This window comes from Chryseobacterium sp. ERMR1:04, from assembly GCF_001297705.1.
Lineage (GTDB): Bacteria > Bacteroidota > Bacteroidia > Flavobacteriales > Weeksellaceae > Chryseobacterium.
In genome coordinates, this window is record NZ_LIRF01000004.1 from 619,366 (window position 1) to 643,848 (window position 24,483).

The 24,483-nt window shown below is 31.2% G+C and carries 17 protein-coding genes; 5 read left to right on the plus strand and 12 right to left on the minus strand.

What is annotated here, in order from left to right; all coding sequences use genetic code 11:
• Positions 1-44: 44 nt before the first annotated feature.
• The 5 genes from AMQ68_RS10265 to AMQ68_RS10285 are packed head-to-tail and all read right to left on the minus strand — an operon-like array spanning position 45 to position 4,211.
• Positions 45-989: a hypothetical protein gene (locus AMQ68_RS10265; protein ID WP_054510530.1), complete on the minus strand. Its 945-nt coding sequence runs from the start codon at positions 987-989 to the stop codon at positions 45-47.
• Positions 990-1,004: 15 nt separating this feature from the next.
• Complete coding sequence (locus AMQ68_RS10270) at positions 1,005-2,165, minus strand: toxic anion resistance protein (protein WP_185113396.1); 1,161 nt, start codon at positions 2,163-2,165, stop codon at positions 1,005-1,007.
• A 6-nt stretch (positions 2,166-2,171) separates the two neighbouring features.
• On the minus strand, positions 2,172-2,726 hold the full coding sequence (locus tag AMQ68_RS10275) for a TerD family protein (protein ID WP_054510531.1): 555 nt from the start codon (positions 2,724-2,726) through the stop codon (positions 2,172-2,174).
• Positions 2,716-3,540, minus strand: a complete 825-nt coding sequence (locus tag AMQ68_RS10280; protein ID WP_054510532.1) for a phosphoribosyltransferase family protein — start codon at positions 3,538-3,540, stop codon at positions 2,716-2,718. The genes AMQ68_RS10275 and AMQ68_RS10280 overlap by 11 nt, the downstream gene beginning before the upstream one ends.
• Positions 3,541-3,545: 5 nt before the next feature.
• A complete protein-coding gene (locus tag AMQ68_RS10285) occupies positions 3,546-4,211 on the minus strand; it encodes an HAD family hydrolase (protein ID WP_054510533.1) in 666 nt (221 codons plus the stop codon).
• A 578-nt stretch (positions 4,212-4,789) separates the two neighbouring features.
• On the opposite strand from AMQ68_RS10285, the gene fusA reads away from it, so the two are divergent.
• Positions 4,790-6,856, plus strand: a complete 2,067-nt coding sequence (gene fusA, locus AMQ68_RS10290; RefSeq protein WP_054510534.1) for an elongation factor G — start codon at positions 4,790-4,792, stop codon at positions 6,854-6,856.
• A 226-nt stretch (positions 6,857-7,082) separates the two neighbouring features.
• On the opposite strand, the gene AMQ68_RS10295 is transcribed toward fusA, so the two are convergent.
• Positions 7,083-8,621, minus strand: a complete 1,539-nt coding sequence (locus AMQ68_RS10295; RefSeq protein ID WP_054510535.1) for a SulP family inorganic anion transporter — start codon at positions 8,619-8,621, stop codon at positions 7,083-7,085.
• A gap of 720 nt (positions 8,622-9,341) precedes the next feature.
• Here AMQ68_RS10295 and AMQ68_RS10300 point away from each other — a divergent pair.
• From AMQ68_RS10300 to AMQ68_RS10315, 4 genes are all read left to right on the plus strand, one after another.
• Positions 9,342-9,770 (plus strand): transposase, encoded by a 429-nt coding sequence (locus AMQ68_RS10300; protein WP_054510536.1) that lies wholly within the window; start codon positions 9,342-9,344, stop codon positions 9,768-9,770.
• Positions 9,771-9,781: 11 nt separating this feature from the next.
• A complete protein-coding gene (locus tag AMQ68_RS10305; RefSeq protein ID WP_054510537.1) occupies positions 9,782-10,117 on the plus strand; it encodes a hypothetical protein in 336 nt (111 codons plus the stop codon).
• Positions 10,118-11,964: 1,847 nt separating this feature from the next.
• The gene (locus AMQ68_RS10310) at positions 11,965-13,485 is read left to right on the plus strand and encodes a hypothetical protein (protein WP_123905661.1); all 1,521 of its coding nucleotides are present in this window, start codon (positions 11,965-11,967) and stop codon (positions 13,483-13,485) included.
• A gap of 547 nt (positions 13,486-14,032) precedes the next feature.
• The gene (locus tag AMQ68_RS10315; RefSeq protein ID WP_054510539.1) at positions 14,033-15,535 is read left to right on the plus strand and encodes a tetratricopeptide repeat protein; all 1,503 of its coding nucleotides are present in this window, start codon (positions 14,033-14,035) and stop codon (positions 15,533-15,535) included.
• Positions 15,536-16,890: 1,355 nt separating this feature from the next.
• Here AMQ68_RS10315 and AMQ68_RS10320 read toward each other — a convergent pair.
• From AMQ68_RS10320 to AMQ68_RS10345, 6 genes are all read right to left on the minus strand, one after another.
• Complete coding sequence (locus AMQ68_RS10320) at positions 16,891-17,730, minus strand: hypothetical protein (RefSeq protein WP_054510540.1); 840 nt, start codon at positions 17,728-17,730, stop codon at positions 16,891-16,893.
• A gap of 968 nt (positions 17,731-18,698) precedes the next feature.
• On the minus strand, positions 18,699-18,917 hold the full coding sequence (locus AMQ68_RS10325; RefSeq protein ID WP_054510541.1) for a hypothetical protein: 219 nt from the start codon (positions 18,915-18,917) through the stop codon (positions 18,699-18,701).
• 118 nt (positions 18,918-19,035) lie between these two features.
• Entirely contained in the window at positions 19,036-19,569 is a 534-nt protein-coding gene (locus AMQ68_RS10330) for a DUF6584 family protein (protein ID WP_054510542.1), read from the minus strand.
• Between the two features lie 564 nt (positions 19,570-20,133).
• Positions 20,134-20,739: a hypothetical protein gene (locus AMQ68_RS10335; RefSeq protein ID WP_054510543.1), complete on the minus strand. Its 606-nt coding sequence runs from the start codon at positions 20,737-20,739 to the stop codon at positions 20,134-20,136.
• Positions 20,740-20,894: 155 nt separating this feature from the next.
• Positions 20,895-22,412, minus strand: coding sequence for a TROVE domain-containing protein (locus AMQ68_RS10340; RefSeq protein ID WP_054510544.1), 1,518 nt, complete (start codon positions 22,410-22,412; stop codon positions 20,895-20,897).
• Positions 22,413-22,786: 374 nt separating this feature from the next.
• Complete coding sequence (locus tag AMQ68_RS10345; RefSeq protein ID WP_241775096.1) at positions 22,787-24,298, minus strand: slipin family protein; 1,512 nt, start codon at positions 24,296-24,298, stop codon at positions 22,787-22,789.
• Positions 24,299-24,483 lie beyond the last annotated feature (185 nt).

Here is a 24,483-nt window from a genome sequence, read left to right on the forward strand (position 1 = left end):
TTTTTTATTGATAGAATGCCAAAAACAATTAGCCATTCTACTTTTTAATTATTTAAATTTAAATTCAACATGGCGCGAAGAATATTTGTTTCTTCATTCACATCAAATATTTTATTCATAATATCTACGTTTTCGAGATTTCGGAGATAATCTTTCAACACAGAATCTACATCACCCGGTAATGTTCGTTTTCTTTCGTGGATGGTTTCTTCCAATTCTTCATTTTTTCTTTTTAACTGATTAATGATCGAAGACTGATTAGATTCATTTTCAGAAGTATCTAAATAAGACAATTCATCATCAACCAAATACATCTTTCTTTCCTCAATACTAAAAATAAAATGCTCATCAGACTGAAAGATCTTGAACAATTCATATTCATCTCTTCCAATACGATATCCACACACGAAACGAACTTTAAAACTCTGTATATTAAGCTTCCCCAATAATTTTCTTTCTATCGAATAATCCTGATACTGGTAAGAAGGAACTGTCTTTGCTTTTAATTTCGACTCGTCAGCTTCCGTTCTGTAAAATTCTGCTGCATATCTTTTGTGAAAATATAAAACATCATTCCAATTCAGGGTAAATTTATCCTCTGTAAGATCTTTATACAGGTTTCTTAAATGTTGAGAAAATATACCGCTGTAGATTTTCCTGTCCGTTTCAAAATTATCAACTTTCTTTTCCTCGAAAGATTCAATATATTGATTATTAATATTAATCTCGTTAATAACAGCCAACAGATCGTTTTCCTTTTTCTTTTTGATCTTGGTTAGCAATTCTATTAAACTATCGGTATACTGAAGGTGAAAAAGCTCAAGTTTACTGTAATCTAACGTCTTATTTTCCTGAAATAAATTGTGTATAATATCTGTTTTAATATAGATTGATATTATGTCAACATTTTCAAAAAAATTAGAGAGAAGTTTAAGCTTGGTTAATCTTCTTTTGCTTTGAGATAGTATGCTTACTGCTTCATCATCCACCTTAATACCTTGTTATTAACCTCTAATATTTGCTTTTAATTCGCTTTCTAATGACTGTAGATCCTGATCCAGCTTTCTTCTGCTTTCTGTCCCTTGCTTTTGAATCTGTTTTACTTCATTTAAAGTATTAATCAACATTGCTGTTGTTTCTCTCAATGTTTCAGCAGATACAATAGTCTGTTCATTAGCTCTGGCAACATTTACGGAATTCTGACCCAAACGTTCTGCATTCTTTCTTAAGATCTCTTCTGTTGTAGAAGATACTTTCTGCTGAATCTCAATATTTTGCTGCTGTCTGTGCATGGCAACCGCTAATGAAAGCTGGTTTTTCCAAACAGGCAACGTTGTGGTAAGAATAGTCTGTGCTTTTTCTGCAATAGAAACGTTGTTGTTCTGAACCAATCTGATCTGTGGAAGAGACTGCATCATAATTAAACGTACGACTTTAAGATCTGCCAGTCTTCTATCTAATCTGTTGATAAAATCTCTCTTATCAGCAATTTGATACTCTGCATAATTCTGAACATTTGCTTCCATTTGTGCAAGTTCACCAGCCGCTTTTTCCATTCTTAAATTCCCTGCAATCACAAGGTCTTCAATTTGTTTGATGGAATTTACATTGCTATCAAAAATAGTCTGTAAAACCGCGTTGTCTTTCGTTGAAGTAATGATTCCTGCATTTACTTTATGCGAAATCTGGTCAATATTGGTAACGATCTTATCATATTTAGCAAATAAGTTTTCTACCTGAGTGATCACTTTTTTCATGAAAGGCAAACGACTCAAAAAGCCTTTTACTTTATTGCCTCCATTGATCTCGTCTACATCAACGTAATTAAGCTCGATCAATAAATTATTGATCAACTCTCCTACTTCGCCAGAATTTGATCTTCTTACGTTATTTAAAAAGCTATCACTTTGGTTGGCTAATGTTTTTTGAAGTTCAGAACCAAAATTCACGATAGAACCAGGGTTGGTTTCATCTATGGCATTGGCAGCCGTTTCATATTTCTGAAGGTCTGCACTTTGAATCTGAGCTAAATGTACATTTCCATCTCTATCTACGAGAACCGGTGGAGTTCCTGGATTAGGCTGACTCGGCTGTGCGGGCTCAAATGTTTTAAGAGGTTCAATTGACTGTAATGGATCAATTGGTTGGTTTGATTGATTATCCATAATAAATTATTGATACATTGATACAAATTTGTCAAGACCATCTCTCTGACCTGCGCCTACAGCTTCGAATTTCCAGTCTCCGTTTCTGTTGTATATTCTTCCGAATTCTACGGCAGTTTCAATAGAGAAATCTTCGTCTAATTCGTATTTTAAGATTTCTTCATTTGTTTCTGTATTTACAATTCTGATGAAAGAATTTCTCACCTGTCCGAAGTTTTGCTTTCTAGCTTCAGCTTCGTGAATGGTAACAACTACAGTGATTTCCTTGATTGCGGAATCAATTTTAGTTAAATCAATTTTAATCTGCTCATCATCACCGTCTCCATCACCTGTTAAGTTATCTCCTGAGTGAATCACTGCTTTATCCGGAGACTCCAGGTTGTTATAAAAAATGAAATGGTTATCTGAAACCAATTTCTTGTTTTCTCCTAATAAAAATAAAGAAGCATCTAAATCAAAAGCTCCTCCTGTAGAAGTATTGTTGGTATCCCATCCTAAACCGATCGTAAATTTAGGGGCATTTATGTTTTCTCTTTGTCCTTTTTGTAAGTTAATAGCCATAATATAATTCAGTTTGCGTTAAAGTGTTTATATTGTTTTCGTATTCTTTTATTAAATGATAATTGTTGCTGATTGCCAGTTCCAACAAACTATCCATATGTTCTTTTGTTACTTTAGACGTAAGATACTCAAAATTACTTGAATCTAGGCCTAAAATATATTTTACAATCCTTGTATTGAACTGGAAACTCGGTTTCACCATTACTTCCGCTACATGTTGTACATTTTTCACTGCATAATAGTTGAAGAAATTTTCAATCGTAGGATCCAATTCAAAATTCATTAATTCTGCATAATACATGAATAAAAAATCAGCTTCTACATTAAACTCATCAAGAATTTTATTCACTGTATATTCATGACTTCCTGTAATTTTTATATCGTCTATAAAAATACAAAGTTTTCCTCTTAAAAAATCTTTATCCAGATAATAGGTATCATTGGCTATCAGATTCTTACGGTCTTCAAAACTCAAATTCCCATAATCTGTAGTGTAGGTATGATTTCTATTAATTTTTGATAAAATACTCGATTTTTTTCCTTTCTGAAACAAGTAAAAATCCAGATACTTTTTAAAATAAAAACATAGAAAATTAGAGGCTGTAGGAATCGCCATGTAAGGACTTGGCAAGACCACAATTTCTTTCTCTGTGTTTAAAATTCCTTCGTGTTCAGAGATAAATCCTTCAAATAATTCCTTTGCAAATTTTTCAGCATATGATTTATCGCCATACTTGAAATAGCTGTATTCTGCGGGCGAAAAAGTAAACTCATCCGCCGAATGAATGTGGTGTAAACTATACCTTTTATTCATTTCTATTAGTTTTTTAGTAAATATGCGTTAAATCCAAAATCCTTTGCTCCTTTATAATCGGCAATCGGATTATCTCCAATGTGTAGAATCTGGTTCATCTCCAATTCTTGATTTGCTCTATTCTTTACCTCCTGAAAAACAAGAGGATTGGGTTTAGAAATATTCAATTCATCAGAATAAATATGGAAATCAATATACTGATCCAAATTTTCATTGATCAGAAATTTTCTCATCGTTTTCCCTTTGATAAATCCTGTATTGCTTAAAATATTAATGGTCTTTCCCTGATTTTTAATTTCATCAAAAAACTGATGAATATTTTCAAATATAATAACGGGTTTATATTCCAGAAAAAGCGCCTCGCTCTTTGCATAGAATTGGTTTAATACATCCTGATTAATCTGTTTTAAATCAATGTTCAATGATCCTAAGATCAATAAATAGATCTCAAAAGTATCAATATTCCCTCCTAGAACCTCATTGATGTTATTACAAAGATCATCGTAATATTTTACGACTTTCGTAACCTCTTCAATAGGTTTATCAATGTTAAAAAACGAGGAAAACATCTCAACTCTTTTTGCTTTAAATTCAGGATGAGATTTTATTAAGGTAAGCCACAGATCAAAAGAAAAATGATGGTGGTTGTGAATGTCTATATCTACTTTCAAAACGATATAAGTTAAAAGTTTTATTCAGCTCTTTTTGTTACAAAAGATTTTTAATTTTTCTTATCATTCATTTGTGTTGAATTTTTCAATTCTTCCCAAAGATAAAATTTTTATCATTAATCCAAAGTGATCATTCTCTGTTTTATGAAACTTTATGATTTGTACAGGTATTGGCAAATTATGTATAGATTTACCTTAATTCAAAAAAAATGATGAAAAGTTTTTGTTGTTTCATTTTTTTTTATAATTTCGCAACCGATTAAAAATCAACAATGTCAACAAAAATGATAAATATTATAACTTTAAACAATCCTATCAGAGCTGTGTTCTTTGGTAGCACTGAATATTTATCTGAATAGTATCGACCTTTATAAAATCAAAATATAATTAAAGGCCTATCTATCCAGATAGGTCTTTTTTGCTACCCTACTTTCAGCTTTCTAAAATTCAAGTTGGTTGTCTTCAATTTTTAACGCAAAGAAAAATTTTCTTATTAAAATAAAATGGTAGGATTAACGAATTTTTACGCTTAAAAATCCAAATACCACCTTAAAAATCAACAATTTAAATTTAACAAAATGAAATACAACACACGAAATATAGGGATAATAGCACACGTAGATGCCGGAAAAACAACGTTAACAGAAAGATTACTGTATTACACAGGCATGATCCACAAAATAGGAAACGTAGACGATGGAAATACAACGATGGATAAAGATATTCAGGAGAAAAACCGAGGAATTACCATTTCATCTGCAGCCATTTCTACCCAATGGAAAAAAGATCAACATGTTTTTAATATCAACATTATTGATACTCCGGGACACATTGATTTTGCCGTGGAAGTTGAGCGCTCTTTACGCATTTTAGATAGCGTTGTCGCTGTTTTTTGCGCTTCTTCGGGAGTACAGCCACAAACTGAGAATGTTTGGTTTCAAGCAGAGAAACATGGAATTTCAAAGATTTGTTTTATCAATAAAATGGATCGAATTGGCGCTGATTTCTTTGCGGTTTTAAACGAGATCAAAACTAAACTGAATGCAGTTCCTTTGGCTTTACAAATTCCGATTGGTTCTGAGGATGATTTTGAAGGAGTGATTGATTTAATCAAACAAAAGGCTTTGTATTGGATGGATGAAAATGGTGAAACCATTATTGAAAAGGAAATACCTGAAAATTATAAAGCAGAAGCTGATGAATTCAGATTAAAATTAATGGAAACATTGGCTGAATATGACGAGACCTTCTTTGAAGCCTTTATGAATTCTGAAACTCAAATTTCTGAGGAAATGATTATTGAAGCGATAAAAAGAGCTTGCCAGTCAAGAACAATTGTTCCTGTTTTATGTGGTTCTGCTTTTAAAAATAAAGGCGTTCAACCTTTACTGGATGCGATTGTAAGTTATCTTCCTGCTCCGAATCAATTGACTCCTATTAAAGGAAAAAATCCTGCAACAGAAGAAACCATTGAGTTGGATAGAAATGAAGAAGAGACTTTTTCAGGATTGGTTTTCAAAGTGGTAATTGATAAACATATGGGAAAACTCGCTATGATAAGAATCTATTCTGGAAAGATAAAATCCGGTGATACTGTCCTTAATGTAAGGACCGATGAAAACTTCAGAATATCTAGGATTTTGCAAATGCAGTCTGATAAAACGTTAACCATTGAAGAAGCAAAAGCGGGCGACATCATCGCTTTAACAGGAATAAAAGATGCTAAAACAGGAGACTCTTTAGCCTCTATTCAAAGACCTGTTGTATTGGAAGCGATTACCATTCCGGCTCCGGTTATCCGAGTTTCAATTGAACCCAAAACGAATGCTGATGAGAAATCCTTCGGCTTGGTGTTGGCTAAAATTCAGGAAGAAGATCCTTCGTTGGTTGTTGAAAGAGACCAACAAACGGGAGAAACTTTATTGAGTGGTTTGGGTGAATTACACCTTGAAGTAACGTTAGAAAAGATCAGATTGAATCACGGAATTGAGATCAATCAGGGAAAACCTAAAGTTTTCTACCGAGAAATTTTAACGGAGACTAAAACTCACAGAGAAAAACTCGTTAAACAAGGCGGTGGAAGCGGACATTTTGCAGACATCACTTTTGAGATTGGACCTGGAGAAAATGATAAACCCGGTTTGGAATTCATCAACAAAATTAAGGGCGGAGTGATTCCTAATGAATTCATTTCTTATGTTGAAAGAGGTTTTAGAGACGCCATGGAAAATGGTCCGCTAAGTGGTTATCCTTTAGAAAATATGAAAGTAAGTCTTTTGGATGGTTCCACACACAGCGTAGATTCTGCAGCTTATGATTTTGAAACTGCTGCAAGAGATGGATATAAAGCAATTGCGAAACAATGCAAACCCAAATTATTGGAACCCATCATGCAAGTTGAGATTCAAAGTATTGAAGAATACACGGGAGCTGTAACGGCTGATATCAACAAGAGAAGAGGAATTATTACTTCTATCGATGAAAGGTCAGGAAGAAAAATATTCACTGCGGAAGTTCCTTTAGCTTCTACTTTCGGGTATATTTCTGATCTCAGAACGTTGACGAGTGGTAGAGCTTCAATCAGTATGAAATTGTCGCACTATGCTTTAGTGCCAGATTTTATTTCAAATTTAGTAATAACTTAAAAAGCGAGGGCTGTAAATTTATTTTGCAGTCCTTGTTTGGGTTATGGAGTGAATGGTCATTTTTTTCTCTCGCTGATTTTGCTGATTACGCAGATTTTCTTCTTACTTCAAATTTTATTTCTCACATATCTACACAGATGTTTGCATACTATTTTAAATTTCTATCATCCAAATTACAATCCAATTACACTCATAAACCCTCAAACTCTAGCACCCTACAACTCTCCTACTCTTCAGGCATTACTTTATACGTAGGATCTTCCTGAATATTAACTTCAATAATTGCTTCTGCATTTTTAAGCATTTTTCTACAGTCTTCACTTAAGTGTTTTAAATATAATTTTTTATTTTGTTGAGCATATCTTTTTGACAATTTATCTAAAGCATCAATAGCGCTCATATCAACAATTCTACTTTCTTTGAAATCTACAACGACTTCATCAGGATCATTTGCAGGATCAAATTTATCTGTAAACGCTGTTGCAGAACCGAAGAATAAAGGTCCATATATTTCATAGTACTTAACTCCTTTTTCATCAACATATTTTTTTGCTCTAATTCTTTTCGCATTATCCCAAGCAAAAACCAATGCAGAAATTATCACTCCTATTAGAACAGCTAACGCCAAATTATGTAAAACAATGGTGATCAAAGCCACCGTAATCCCTACAAAAATATCAGATTTAGGCATTTTATTCACAATTCTAATCGATACCCATTGAAAAGTGCTTATTGCAACCATCATCATAACTCCCACCAAAGCTGCCATCGGAATTTTTTCAATAAATGGAGCTCCAAACAAGATGATCATTAAAATGGTAATGGATGCTATAATTCCGGATAACCTCGCTCTTGAACCGGCATTTAAATTTACTAAAGTCTGTGCTACCATAGCACAACCTCCCATTCCTCCGAAAAATCCGTTGGTAATATTGGCGACTCCTTGTGCCACAGATTCACGGTTTGCGTTTCCTTTGGAATCTGTAATCTCATCAACCATTGATAAAGTAAGCAGAGATTCTATCAACCCCACTCCTGCCATAATCATGGCATACGGAAAGATAATTTCTAATGTTTTTAATGAAAATGGAATCTGCGGAATATGAAAACTAGGAAGACTTCCACTGATGCTAGCGATATCTGCAACCGTTTTTGTATTAATATTAAATCCCAAAACGATTCCAAAGACAATTACAATAGCAACTAAAGAAGCTGGAATAACCTTTGTTATTTTAGGAAAAAAATAAACAATAGCAATCGTTACAACAGTTAATCCCGCCATAATATATAAGGATGTCCCCTGAAGCCAACTGACAACTCCATTACTGTCTGTGATTTTAAACTGCTCGATCTGCGCCATAAAAATGATAACCGCCAAACCATTTAAAAAACCATACATTACAGGCTGGGGAATCAGACGAACAAACTTTCCTAATTTGAAAACGCCAACTAACAATTGAAAAATTCCGGCAAGAACAACGGTTGCAAAAAGATATTCTATCCCATGAGTTTTTATTAAAGCAATTAAAACAACAATAGTAGCGCCTGCTCCCCCAGAAACCATTCCTGGTCGGCCTCCTAAAATTGCAGTTACCAACCCCATCATGAATGCAGCGTATAATCCTGTTAATGGTGAGAGGCCTGCCAAAATTGCAAACGACAAAGATTCCGGAATCATGGTCATCGCTACTGTAAAGCCTGCCAGTAACTCATTTTTGTAATTTATTTTCTTTGAAAAATCGAAAATAGTAAGATAAGTATTCATTTCGCTGCAAAGGTATGTACTTCAAGTACTTTAAACAATTATAAAATCAGATTTTGCAGATGTGCTCAAATCCCTAGTCATAAAGGAGGAAAGTGACATTACTTCACCAATAAGCTGATTTATTATGTTAAATTTTAACTAAAATTTCGTTTTTAACAATATTTTTTAATTCAATCTTTTGGTTTAACTCCTATTTTTTATATATTTGAAACCAGAGAAGTTGATATTTTTTTTCAAGCAATTATTTAAATAAATGACTGAAAAAACGGGAGAATTGAGATGGATCACAGCAAACAAATTATATAAAGAAAATTGCATGAAAAAGCTTTAATAGGTAAATATATTATTCATACTTATAAAAAAGAAAGTTTGAAATAAGTATATAGGTTTTATTAAGCGAACTGGATGAGAATCAAAAAAAAGAATACTCGCTAAAAGCATTGAAATAAGCAAGAATTCTTTACATAAAAACTACCTGAAACAAAAAATCGTTATACCTTATATAGTAATGATTTTTTAGTAAACCATATATTCATTTTACTGAAATTTTTGCGGTAAGTAAAATCTACACAGATTTTATACTATTACAACAATTGCATTCAAACACTATTTTTGAATAAAAAAAACTGATTCATAAAAGGTCCGTTAAAAAAAATATAATATCTATCTATTCTTTCTTTAAAGGCAGAGTTTTAATACAAAAAAATATTTATTAAATAAATGTTATACAAAGAAATACATATAGGACAATTCATTAAGGAAAGAGTTGCCGAGCAAGAGATTACGATGGAAAGAATCTGTAATTTCTTACATAAAGATGAAGAAGTTGTAGAAGAATTATTAGCAAGCAAATCTATGGATACAGAGCTGTTGCTAAGATGGTGCAAATTATTAGAATATGATTTTTTCAGACTCTACAGTTCGCATCTTATTTTGTATGCACCTCCTTCAGCAGTTAATAAAAATCATAATAAATCTGAAAAAATACCTTATTTCAGAAAAAACATATACACGCAGGAAATTAAAGAATTTATTATTAAAAGAATTCTTTCCGGTGAGATGAATCAAAGTGAAGTCATTAGAGAATACTCAATTCCAAAGAGTACGCTTCACCGTTGGTTACAGAAAAACAATAATATTAACGAATAAAAAGAAGTCTCATGCGCCCTAATTACACAAGAATCTATCAGGACATGCTAAGGCTAGAACATCCTGAAAAGCTAAAAGATCCAAAAATAAAAGAACTTCTGAACAATCTGAACAGCAGTGAAGATGTGTTAAATTTTAATGAGAAGTTATTTGAGCAATCAAAAGAAGCTCAAAAAAACAACCAGAAGTTAAAAACGTATGACAAGAAAACAATGCTCAAGCTTTTGCAATATCAAAAGAAGCACGAATTTTCTACAAGTTATATGTCTAGAAAATATAAAATAAGCCGAACAACTTTGGCAAAATGGAAAAAGACTTTTGAAGTAGAATTCGAAGCTTTAGCATAAACGAAACAGGTGATTATTCACCTGTTTTTTTTTATTTATCAATATTTTGGAAGAAACTGTTTTGTTTATCCTTCATTATTAGAATTAGTCATCTTAGCGAAAAATTCTCAACAGAGTTATCCCTCACTAAGCCATAAAAATATTTACTCCTTCCTACTCCGTTAAAACTTCATCTTTGTCTGATAAAATTGCAGTCAGAAAATATAGCTCCATTCTTCTCCAATACATTTATAAAATTCAGACGGGTAAACTTCAACTTAAAAACGTATTATTTTTTTACGTTGAATGATTAAAATAGTACATAATGCACTATAAAATTTGGTCATAAAATTCATTATATCATATTAAATTTTAAAAAAAATCAATATTCAAAACAGAATAAATTGTGAAATGTAAATTATTAAATTAATCTATCATTTTGAGAAAATACAATTAAACGATTAACCAACAATCAGTTAACCTAAAGTAGTATATGGATGGTATACCGTTTTTTTGATAATTTCATGAATTTTGTTTCTATTTGTATCAGTAAATCAATAGGAGAATCTGGTTAAAAAACACTCCGACACAAATGATGAAAAAATAATCAGATTCAACTAACGATCTATTAAAAAGTAAAAATGAAAGAAAATTTACCGTATGATGTCCCAAGCAGAAAACGGTAAGTTTACAAACACAAATGATGAAACTTGTATCAGAAAATCGCCCCATTTTCGTACGATACAAAAAACAAACACACAATGATGAAAATTAATAGCGGAAAAAAGGGTAATATTTCTAATCCAAGTATTTACCCTTCCTCTATTAGTTTTCTTTTTTTATTCCAACCTTCTCTTTATTTAGCTAACGATGATTACAATACTATTTTTGTAGCATTGCTATAAAAAGCATCTTAAGCAACAATCTCACTTTTTTTAATTACCAAACGATATATTTCTTTACCATTCATATGATAAAGAAACAAATATCTCCTATAGGAAAAATCTGAAGCAGAAATTCGAAATGATAAAATCTGGCGTGTAATTCTCCTAAAGCTGTATTATGATCCTATAAAATCATCATAAGAAAATACAGCTCCTTTTCTAACCCATCCATTAATAAAATTCGAATCACCAAACTTCAACTTAAAACTTATCTTTTTTTTACGCTGAATGACTAAAATAATATATACTACTTTATGAAATTTGCTCATAAAATTCATTCCAGCATAGGAATTTTTTAAAAAAAATCAATTTTCAAAACAGAATAAATTGTAAAATGTAAACTATTAAATTAATCTATCATTTTGAGAAAATACAATTAAACGATTAACCAACAATCAGTTAACCCAAAGTGGTATATGGATGGTATACCGTTTTTTTTGAATTTTCACGAATTTTGTTTCTATTTGTATCAGTAAATCAATAGGATAATCTGATTAAAGAAACACTCCGACACAAATGATGAAAAAATGATCAGAGTAACCTAAAGATTTATTAAAAAGTAAAAATGAAAGAAAATTTACCGCATGATGTCCCAAGCAGAAAACGGTAAGTTTACAAACACAAATGATGAAACCTGTATCTGCAAATCGCCCCCTATTTGTATGATGCAAAACACAAACACACAATGATGAAAATTAATAGCGGAAAAAGGGTAATATTTCTAATCCAAGTATTTACCCTTCCACTATTAGTTTTCTTTTTTTATCCATCATCTTCATAATTACAATCCGTAAAACCGTATCAATTAATTTTATTTATTGAAATCATAAATTTCATTGAAATAAACCTTAATCGATTTATATTTGAAATAACTACCTATTTTTGCCTTATCCTAATCATCCATTTTTAAGGGGCAAAAGTGATATGATCAAAAAAAAATCCTTCGTAAGAAACTATATATTTATTATTTTTCTTCTAGTATCCAATTTCTTCGCATCTCAGAATCGCGAAGTAAGAAAAATTGATGAATTACTGGAAAAGGCAGAAAAAAGCCATAGAAAATACAGAGATTTTGAAGAGTTAAAATTGGCTAAAGAAGCAAATGTTCTTGCAGAAAAAAGTAATAACACAAAAATAATAGCCGAAAGTAACTACATACTAGCTAGAGCATTATCTTGTCTCGAATTACAAAAAGAGAGTCTTTATTATATACAAAAGGCCTCCTCCTTAGAATACACAAAAAACACACCTCTTCTCCAGGCAAAATTACTAGAAATAAAATCCTATAACTACTCTGTTTTATCCTTAAATTCATTGTGTTTAAAGGAAAGAAAGAAAATTTTATATCTTTTAAAAGCAGAAAAAGATTCCTCCTCTATCAAAATAATGGCAAAAACTTATGCCAATATTGCAAATAAATATTTTGATGATAATAAACTAGATTCGGCATTTATATATTACAGACTTGGAGGTCAAGAAATAAAAAAGTTAACAGAGAAAAATGCATATATCACAATTTCTAGTTTTTATGTAGCACTGGGCAACGCCTTTATGAAAAAAGGTCAGAAAGATTCTACCTTATATTATTTCAAAAAGAGCTACGACCTAAAAATCAAATATAAAGATCCCGTACTTTTTAACCAATACATGCTATTTGGAAATTATTACGAAAATCAAAAACAATACGAAAAAGCATTAGAATTGTATTTAAAAGCAATTCAAAATATGAAAGACTATTCTGCAAACCCAACACATTTTAATTATATTAATCTAAAAATATCAAATATATATGGCATTTTAGGAGATAAAGATGAACAAAGTAAGTTTGCTGAAATATATTCAAAAAAAGAGCATCAGCTTACATTAGAAAAAAACAGGAATGTAGATTATGCACTCAATGTTATCTTAAACGATAAAAAAAATGAATACAATTCTATTCAAAATAAAAAATATACCTGGATATTTAGTGGAATATTAGCTCTGATTATCATCTTGTTCTTTATCTATAATCTGCTGAGAAAGAATTTAAAACATAAAGAAACAACCATCACAAAATATACCAGCACCTTACAAGAAAAAGAAGAAATAATTTCAAAAAAGAATGTTGAAACTGAAGAGCTTCAACAAAAAGTAAACGACGCTTACACAGAAGTCATCAACTTAGCAAATAATAATGATCCCAGCTTCTATTTCCGTTTTCAAGAAGTTTACCCGGAATTTCAAAAAAAAGTATTAGAAATCAACCAAAATCTAAGAACTTCCGAGCTTGTACTTTGTGCCTATCTATTTTTAGGGTTCAATATTAAGGATATTGCAGAGTATACTTTTAAATCTATAAATACTGTTCGTAACAGGAAGCAAAATCTAAGGAAAAAATTTAGTCTGCAAACAGAAGAAGATCTGGGAATTTGGTTAAGAAACTTAATTAACGAGGAGAATAAATAAAATTAAACAACTGAAAACAAGCACAATAAACAAAAGTAGTATATAAATAGTATGCTACTTTTTTAATTTTTTCATGAATTTTGTTTCTATTTGTACCAGTAAGTCAATCGAAGGATCTGGTTAAGAAAATATTCCCAAACAAATGATGAAAAAATAATCAGATTCACCAAAAGACCTATTAAAAATGAAAGACAACTTACCGGATTATGCCCTCGTAAAAAAGTAAGTTAAAAATACAATGATGAAAAACGTATCTATAAAATATCCCAATTTTATATGATGCAAAACACAAACACACAATGATGAAAATTAATAGCTGAGAAAGGGTAATATTTCTAACCCAAGTACTTGCCCTTCCACTATTAATTTTCTTTTTTCTACAGATACTTCCTGTAACTTCAAAAAACAATCAAATTCAACCCCATTACATTTACATTATTAATCAAATAATGAAAACAAATATTATATACTATATCTTTCAGTTTAATTATTTAAATTTGTAATAATCCCAATAATAATTATACAGCTTTAAGGGGCGAAAGTTAGTATGATCACAACAAATAATTTAATAAGAAACGGCATCGTATTTTTTGCTATTATTCTTTCCAACTTTGCGTTTTGCCAAGATCAGTTTAAGAAAATAGATAATTTATTACAAAAAGCAGAAAAAAGCCGACAGGAATTCAACAACCTGGATCAATTAAAATATGCTAAACAAGCAAGTGTTTTAGCAGAAAAATCTGGTGACTCAAAAAAAATAACAGAATGCTATTATAATATAGCCCGTGCTTTATCTTTTTTAGAATTACAAAAAGAAAGTTTTATCTATATCAATAAAGCGTATCAGGAGCCGTATTCTAAAAAGAGTAAGCTTATCCAGGCACAGCTCAAAGAAGTAAAAGCTTTTAACTATTACAGTTTGGGTTTAACCTCCCAGTTCGACAAAGAATTACCTCGCATTGTAAAGCTATTGAAAGGGGAAAATGACAAAGAAGCTATCATTTTGCTTCAAAGAACTTATTTAAATATTGGATCTACTAAACCCGATTCTGCGAAATATTACTCTCAGTTATGTTATAATGAACTAAAGAAACTTCCAGAAAAAGATTCTCATTTAGAATTATCCGATTTTTACAGATATAAAGGTTCTGAGCTTCTTGAGACAAAACCAGACTCTGCTTTTTATTATTATCAGAAAAGTATCAAGATCAACCAAAAATATAATGATCCCATCCTCTTCTTTAATTATACTTCGTTTGGTGATTACTACGCTAGTCAAAAACAATATAACGAGGCTATAGATTATTATGAAAAGGCTATCCAAAATATAAAAGATCAGTCTATTACGCCTTACCATTTTGTAAATAATGATCTGTATGATAAGATTTCTGATCTGTACGGAAAATTAGGCAATAAAGAGAAACAGAATGAATACCAATCTACTTATTTAGATCTGCAGAAAAAGCTACTGACAGAAAGAAATAAAAATGTAGAGCACGCGCTTGATATTCTTTTAAAAGATAAGGAAGAAGAATATAAAACCTCTGAAAAGCAAAGATTAATATGGATCTCAATCGGCGTTCTCGTATTAATCATCCTGTTCTTTTTTATTTACAGGATCTTGAGGAAGAATCTTAAGCATAAGGAAACAATTATTAAAGAAGCAACCAGCTCACTGCAGGATAAAGAAGAAATTATTTATCAAAAAAGTTTTGAAACCCAGGAGCTTCAACAAAAAGTAAATGATGCTTATACGGATGTAATAGAATTAGCCAAGAAAAATGACCCTTCATTTTATTTCCGTTTTCAAGAAGTATATCCGGAATTTCAAAAGAAACTTTTGGAACACAGTCGTAATTTAAGAACATCCGAACTTATTCTATGTGCCTACACCTTTTTAGGCTTTACGATTAAGGACATTGCAGAATATACTTTTAAATCTGTAAATACGATACGTAACAGAAAACAAAATTTGCGTAAAAAATTCAGTATGCAAACAGAAGAAGACATGGGAATATGGCTAAGAAATCTGGTCGTAAATAAAGAGTAGATAAAATTAAACAATTACATATCAAATAGTTGAATTAAAATAGTATACAAATGGTATACTATTTTTTTTATGTTTTCATGATTTTTGATTCTATTTGTACCAGTAAGTCAATGGATGATCTGATAAAAATACATTCGACACAAATGATGAAAAATCAATCAGATCAAATCATAAAGATTTATAAAACACACAAATGAAAAATTACCGGATTAAAAGTTCCCAAACCCAAACGGTAAATTAAAAACACAAAATGATGAAAATGAATAGTTGAGAAAGGGTAATATTCTCATTTCTGTATTACCCTCCTGCTATCATAACAACGAAAGCTAATTATCATAATAAGGTTTTGACAGAAGGCTCTAAATATTTATTTAGAGTTTTTTTTATGCTAAAAAAATCAATGATATGAAGACTCGTAAATTTTTCATGAAGTATCCTTTCTACAATCAAAAAATGATACTTATTTTTCTATACATGATCAGACAAAAATGTTTTTGATGGTAAATATTTGATGGTATTTAACCCAATATTTTAATCTAAATTATTTTTCCAACTAATTAAACAGTTTAAAAGCATAATTCATTTAACTGATTATCAATTAATTAAATAAAAGTGGTATATAAATGGTATGCCTTTTTTTTTGATATCGAAAAATTTTTGCTTCTATTTGTCACAGTAAAATTAATCAAGTGTTAAGAGTAAAGCTTTTAAAAAACACAAATGATGAAAAATTTATATCAATAAGAATACTGCCCTCATTCTTTTCTGATATAAGTTCAAAACTAGAAAATTACTTAGGTAAGAATTCTTTAAAAACACATTGATAAATTTTACAAAACACACAATGATGAAATGTTAATTTTGGTTAAACGTATAAACTTTATCCAACATCAAAAGTCTAAACACAAGATGAAAAACATTAAATGAAAAACAAGGGCAATATTTAGGTATTGCTCTTTTCTTTTTATGTGTGGTAAAAAATTAAAACATTCAAATTTTAATATTTTTTCACAAAAACCCGATAAAATTATTTTATCGGGTTTTTAATTATAAAAGTAATCATCAAGAAAAAATTAATGTGGAACATTCGCTCCAGGAATTGAACCGGATAAACTTGCCGGAGTTGCTGACTTCGTTATTCCTCCCTAGGTGGTACGAAAAGATTTTTCTTTACGACACTTTTATATTTCAAAAAAACAAGGCGACAAACAAAAAGCGTAGTCGTGCTCTAACCAACTGAGCTACTTTTCCTATTTATAGTTTGTGTTTTAGTTTGTGGAAAAGGCGGGACTCGAACCCGCGACCCCGTCGTAATGAGCGAAGTAACGCTATTCTACGGCACTTGTTTTATTATTTTAAATTTCTTCTTCTGCTGTATATGTACTTACAATACGCTGAATTTTTGCGTTTTCAGGGTAATATTTTAATCCGAACCCCTTCCAACCTGAAGACCAATATAAAATCATTTCTTTTAAATAGGGAATGTCTTTGGTTTCGTCATATTTAAAATTCTGATCAAAAATATCTTGTACTTCCGGCAATAATTCTGGATAAAACCTTTGATCTTCTTCATCAAAAACCTCAATATAAATATCAAGATGGTTTCTCATCTCATTTAATATGTAGGTCCTAAAATCCCAACCCATCGTTACAATATCAGAACCTCTAATAGAAAGAATAGGTTTCCATTTAAGATTTTCATTACTTACAATAAACCTTGTCCCCATTAATGGCAATAGAATGGGTACATTTGAAAACCATTCCTCAAAAATTTCTTTTCTTTTTTCAGTAGATTTTGGTTTTATTCCCCACGATTTCAGCCAAACTTTATTTACAGATTCTATATCACCCAACATCCATTCATAAGGTTCTTTCATGACCTGTAAAATTTCTTCTTCGTTTTCTAACCAATTGTAGAAAAAAGTATATTGTTCAGTAATTATTTCACCCTCATCTTCGTATTCGATAATTTCTTTTTTATCAATAGCATGCAAAATTTTCAAAAAATCACGATGTTCTGATGTAAATCTGACAGAATATTTTAATTCAATAGAATTAATCTGCTCTTCACTAAGCGGTTGCCATCTTGCTCCATAAAATCCTTTAGCACAATTTTCACCATCAACAGACCATATTGTTTCTGTCCGTTCTTTAACCCAATATAAAAAATCTGTAAAATTCTTTGGTATCTTCATAGTAGTTGTTTTTAATAAAAAAAGAGGCAAAAGACGCAAAAACCTTTATTATAAATCATTTTCAGATTTATTTTGGAGTTGAACCATCATCATAAGATGAACCGAAGTAAGTTTTCTCTAACGGCACTCTTTTATTTTGTTTAATCAAGGTAAAAATTATAGAATCTTCCGTGCATTTTGCTCTACCGACTGAGCTACATCTCGTTTACAACAGAAATGGCAGGAATCGAACCTGCGACCCAAATGTTTACTCAATCTCGAAGTATGATTCCAGGACAACACTTGATTTTTATTTTTATCGTTTAAAAGTTATCATTTTTAATTATTAAAATACAAGGCAAAGATTGATAAAAGTATTACCTAAACTCGTCTAGCCACTCGACCACACCTTTCGGAGGAAGGATTCGAACCTTCGTAAAGAATATTTATCAGAAGTAACTTTTATCTACGGCACTTGTAGAATAATTTTTAAAAATCGAGCAATGTTTAAAAAGAGTTTTAATTTCAATGTAAGGTAGAAGGAACTCTTTTGTACGGCATCGATTGTTTAAAGTAAGGTGAAAATTCAAACAGAGACTTGACTGCGACGTGATAACCAATTACACCATCCCGAATTGTTCGGGAGCAAGATTCGAACTTGCAAAACCGCCCTTTAACGAAGAAACTCTATTTTACGACACTTACTTTTTAAGTTTTTATGGTTATTGTTTTTTGTTGTAGCAAAGATATTGTTTAGTACGCATTCTTTTTACGCAGTTAAAATTTATTTTTTATTTTGTTCGTTTTGCCTTGAAGCAAAAGAACCAAAAGTTCAAGACTTGGAAACTCCGGCTAAAAATTTAAAAAACTTCCTAAAATATCCAAAACTCACTCTCTTGCTTTTGCCAACGCTTGTTCAAACAGTGGACATTTTTTAACGGAACTTTTTCAAATTTTCTTAACGCCTCCGTTTCCTAGGTCGATTTAACCTATTTAAATTGAGTTTTTCTATATTTTTTCCAATTTCTTTGAAACTTAACTTCTTTTGAATTAATCGTTTCATAACCATGTGGAAAACAGTAAGAACATCCCATTTCGTCTCCATATAAAACTCTGGAAACCTGTACATTTGAAATTTTCTTCGGAAAATCAATTAATCCATATTCATTGATTCCGAAAGTTTGTCTTAATGCTTTTAATTTTTTCATACGTATTGAGTATTAACCTCAATACACTGCTTCTTTAAGACATTTCTTATAATTATTCATGGTTATTATTTTTTGTTGTAGCAAAGATATTGCTGTAGTACGCATTCTTTTTACGCAGTTAAAATTTATTAAAAAAGATTGAATTTATAATTTCAAAAAGCTTTACCAATCCTAATATAGGAATCAAAATAATAGCTGCTATTAAAAGGTAAACTCCAATTTTACCTAGAAAGTTTCCTTCTGATTCTTTATAATTTCCTTTTTCCCTTCGCTTAGGCTTAAAATCCGGAATATGTTTTGTCTTTTTAAAACTGTCCGATTCCAATTCTTTTAATTTTTTTTGGGCATACTCTGGAAGTTGGTTTCGATCGCCTCTAAATACGATATCTTTTAAAATAGCATTTCCTGAATTACTTAATGAATTTCTGTAAATTTCAACAGCTTCCTTCATTTCAAAATTCTGAGGTTCAAAAAATATCCAAAATTTTCCAGCTTCATCTTTAAATCCTGAATCGTAATAAATCTGTCCTAATTTTTCCCTCAATGAAATATCATCAGGAAATTCATTGATTAGATTTCTTAATCTGTCGCAGGCTTTTTTCTTTCTGCCTGCTTTTAAATCTTGTTCAATTCTGTAGAAAATACTTTCCATGATTTATATTTAAATTAAAAACCAAGCAACAATTTATAAGAGCTTTTGAATGTTTTTCAAATTGGAAGTTTGACGATGAAACTCTTATGGTAACGACATTGGTTAGTTTAAACCGAGCAAAATAGCGAAAAGACTCATTTTTCAATTGGAAGTCGAAGGATTTCTTTTCTTACGGCATCGGTTATTTTTAAAGTAAGGTAAAAATACAAATAGAGACTTACTGGTGAAGTTTTACCATTTTATACTATCACTTGGAGTAGGACTCGAACCTACATCGCCACCCGAAATACGAAGTAACTCTATTTTACGACACTTACTTTTTAAGTTTTTATGGTTATTGTTTTTTGTTGTAGCAAAGATATTGCTGTAATACGCATTCTTTTTACGCAGTTAAAATTTATTTTTTTTTATTTTGTTCGTTTTGCCTTGAAGCAAAAGAAGCAAAAGAACCAAAAATTCAAGACTTGTAAACTCCAGATAAAATTTAAAAATTCACACCTATCCTTTTACGTCTTTGCGAGGAATGAAATGACGAAGCAATCTCATAATAGAGTTTTCACTTCATTACATTTCTTTCAAAAGCTCTATAATTCTATTGTTAAAATTTATTTGTTGCGCTTTCATTTTATGAATTTCGATTTTTAAATCTGATTCCTTAACTTCAAAAACAGATTGTATATTTTCTAATTCAGTCAACATTAACTCTGTATATTCCGAAAATTGAATTTTCCCATTTTCTTTTTTATAGAAAATCCAAGGATGACCAATCCATAATTGTGACCATTCTGAAGATGCATTTTCAAAAATATATTGCCAATCTTTTAAATTATCAAGATCACTGCAGCAAGTAGGCTCAATTAAAACTTCATTATTTTCCATTAAAATAAGACCTCCATTAAATAACGATAGAAAATCCGTTCCCTCTACCTCAACATCTTCAAAAACTACTTTTAAAATAATTTTTAAATTCTCATCATCTACAGTTTCAAGATTCACAAAATATGAACCTCTGTTAATTGGTTTCAAATTTAAATTTAATGTTGCAATCGCTTTTTTCCATCTTTCATGTAAATCTTCAGAACTTCGAGGATCTGGTAGTTCCGGTAATTCATATTCTTCTTTCGAATATCTAAAAGGACAGATTTCTATTACATTAATAAGTTGTATCATTTTATGCAGTTTTTGTTCCTAGCCCCGATTGCAACGGCATCCTTTTTCTGAAATGGCTTAAAAAAAGCGTGGGCGAAAAAGATATAGTGAAAAGCGGGAAATAGCTTCTAAAAAATTAATGGGTATTCGTTTTTATTATTTAAAAGCAGTGCCTTTTACAGCACTACTTTTTTTATCATTTCTACCGCTGATTTTCGGTCTTCCAACGCATTCAATACATCGAAAATTTTGTCGGACCAACCTGCGATAAGGTATACATCATTTTTTCTGACATCCAACGGTTGTTTTCCGTAACCTGCCAAATCAAAAATATACAATTTTGCATTCGGGTTGAAACTTTTGTATTGATTCCATGAGTTTTCAAAAGAATTTCTACCTCCGTTGCTATCCCATAACTGAGTATCGGTGAACAACATCACTTTATCTACTTTTTCTCTTCTGCTCATCAAATCATCAATCACCAAGTAACCATTCGTGGAATATCCTACCTCACCTTCTCTTTTGTAAAATGCATCTACATTTCTTAAGATTCCGTTTTTAGGCATCGGAACTCTTTTCCAACGATCACCAAACATACCTGAAATCACATTTTTGCACTGTGACTGCAACATCATCGACATCAACAATCCGATATCATACAACAAAACTTTAGATTTCGGAGAAACAGGCTGTTGCATTGAACCCGAAACGTCTGCCGCGATGACCACCGATGTATCGAATCCAAAACCTTTGATATTTTTTGCACTCACCATCACCGCATCTTCCAGTGCTTCCAAAATTGATGATAAATAAGGAGAATCAATTGTTTTCAATTCTCTATATGCCGCCAAAAATCGGAATGGTAGTTGTTTTGAATTTCTCACCGCTTTTTCATCAGACAAATAGTTGCATACTTTGTACATTGCATCCGATGAAACGTTGGCTTCCAAGATATTTCTCAGGTTTCGCAATGTTGCCATATATCCTAGTTTGTTACTGAATATTAATTCTTCCCATTTGTTTTTGAAAGCAAGTTTTCTTTCTGCATCATCAGCAAATTTTGTCTGACCTAACATGGAAAGTTCAACTTCCCAGGTGTATGGAGTTTCCAACGAATCATTTACGATTTTGTTGAAAATGGCCTGTTGATTTTCATCTTTTGCTTTTGGATGAACCAAGAACAAAGCATCTTTTAAAGTGACCTCCGTATTTCTATTGTATTTTGCAAATTGATATTCATCAAATTTATTGAATGACTTTACCAAACCTTTTTGGATCTGCTTTGAAAGTTTATTCAGTTTTTTAGTATCCGTTCTTTCGTTGGCCAATTGGTAATATGCCAGCAATTCTGTGATTTCGTCTGCTCTCTGAACCACTCCATTCACCGTTTTGCTTACCAAATCTGTACCTGAAGTTTGTTTCGCCAATTCAGTTGTCAAAACCAATGGAATAGAACGCAAATACATTTCTTTTCTTGCATAAACGGCCAATTTCGCAACGAATTCCGGATCATTTTTTGTAATCAAAGACTGAATTCTCACCAATCTTTCATTTCCTTTTTCATACGAAGTATTTGATAATCCTGTTGTCACAACAGCACTATAGAGTTCTTCTGCAGGCGTCATGGTATATGCCTTTGCACCTTGGTAGTTTGCTACTACATTATTTGATTTTCTTAAAAAATTAAATTTCATGGTTACTGTTTTTATCGTTACACATTTTGGAGGATTATCATTTCCTCTCTGATTTCTTATGCAAAGTAAGCGTAGTATTACGCAGTCTTTTTGCGCATTAATTTTATTTGTAAAAAAGTTTTATTCTTTTATTTGTTGGAGTTTCGCAAAGGCGCTATTTTTTTAATGATAATGGGTTGTATATAAGGCACAAGGATTTTATCTGCGATAAAAATTAATTGTGTTATAGGTTCATTGGGAGGTCTTTTTTAAATATTGAAACTTCACGCTTCATTTTGTTTCGCTATGAGTAACAAAGGCAATCTTTGGTTTATAAAACAAGACAGGCTTTTGCTTTCACAAAAACCTGTCTTTATAATGATCGTTATTAGTTTCTATTTCGCGAAGATCTCCTTCAGCTGAGAGAGAATATTGCTGTTTCCGGAAACTGTGATATCTCCAATCTTGTCGGCGATCTTTTCCATATATTCCATTTCTTTCAGCTTCCATAGCACTTCATTTTCTTCCATCAACTTCGCAGTATTTAGTAAACTTCTTGTGGAAGCGGTTTCTTCACGACGCATGATGCTGTTGGCCTGAGCTTTTTTCTCGGCAATCAAAACCTGATTCATAATTTCTTTCATTTCTCCGGTTAAGATCACATCACGAATTCCTGCATCTGAAGCTTTCAGACCTAGATCTCCAGCTTTGTCTCCAAGATTTCCCAAGATTTCTTTTCCTACAGCATCTTTTTTCACAAGCAATTCATCCAATGTCAAAGCTCCAACGAATTCACGCAAGGCCAATTGCATCAGGATATATAATTGTTTGTCGTATTCTTTATTTTCCATCAGGGCTTTCTCAATATTTTCCACTTGAAAACGCACATAAAAATTAATACGAAGCATCGCTTTATCTTTTGTCAAAAGCTCCTGACCTGCAATTTCCATTTGCTGCATTCGCATATCGATGGCTTTTACCTCAACAGAAATTTCATTGTTCCAGAAGTAGTAGGTTCCCGCTTCTAAAATTTTTGTCAATTTTCCGTCAATTAACAATAATCCTGTATGTTGATTCGAAACAATAAATTTTCTTACATAATTTCTCAATCTTGCATTTTCTAGGATTGTATTCGAAATACCTTCTGTAATTTCAACTTTTGTTAAATCCTCTTTTTGGAATTCTTTATCTGTAATACCTAACCAGAATGCATACTGTCCAACGTTCAATACATCTTTTAAAGTTCCGTTTTCGTATACCAAAATGATTTCTCCATCTTTTACCTCTACAATTTCCAAAAGGCTTTTAAGCGTTTCGTTTTTTAGTAAAACAGCTACATTTTCATGCGTTGCAAACTGGGACTTTATTTCGTAATTGGGATCAATAATTTTAATATCAACAGAAGTTTCATTATTCCAGAAGGAGTAAGTACCGCTTTCAAGAACCTGAGTTAATTTTCCATCAATTAACAATAATCCTTTATAATGGTGAGGTACAACAAACTTTCTTACAAAACTTTTCACCTTAATATTCTCCAAGGTTGTTTTAGAGATTTCTTCTGATATTTCAACTTTTGTTAAGTCTATTTTTCGGAATTCTCTATTTACAACTCCTTTCCAGAATGCATACTTCCCAACATTTAAAACGTCTTTAAAAGTTTCATTTTCATAAAGTAAAATGATCTCACCATCTTTTACCTCTACAATTTCCAAAAGGTTTTTAAGCGTTTCATTTTTCAACAAAATAGGTAAATCTTCGCCTGCTTCAAAACGGGATTTCATTTCGTAAATTTCTACCGATTTATTTCCAAATAAATAATGATTCCCCTCTTTTAGAACATCAATTAAGTTTCTATTTTTGAAGACCAAACCCATTTGGTATGCTTTAATGTGTACATTTTTTATCATTCTATTTTATTTTTTAAGTGTTATTATTTTAATTAAAAAGAGAAAACCGAATTTTTTTATTCCAAAAATGGCGGAAGAAAATAGGTTTCAAAAAGCTCCAATCATTTCAGAATACAGTTCTTAAACTTAGTTTCCAATCAGTAGGACCTTGAGTGTGTTCCTTACCATCGCTAAAAGCAATAACT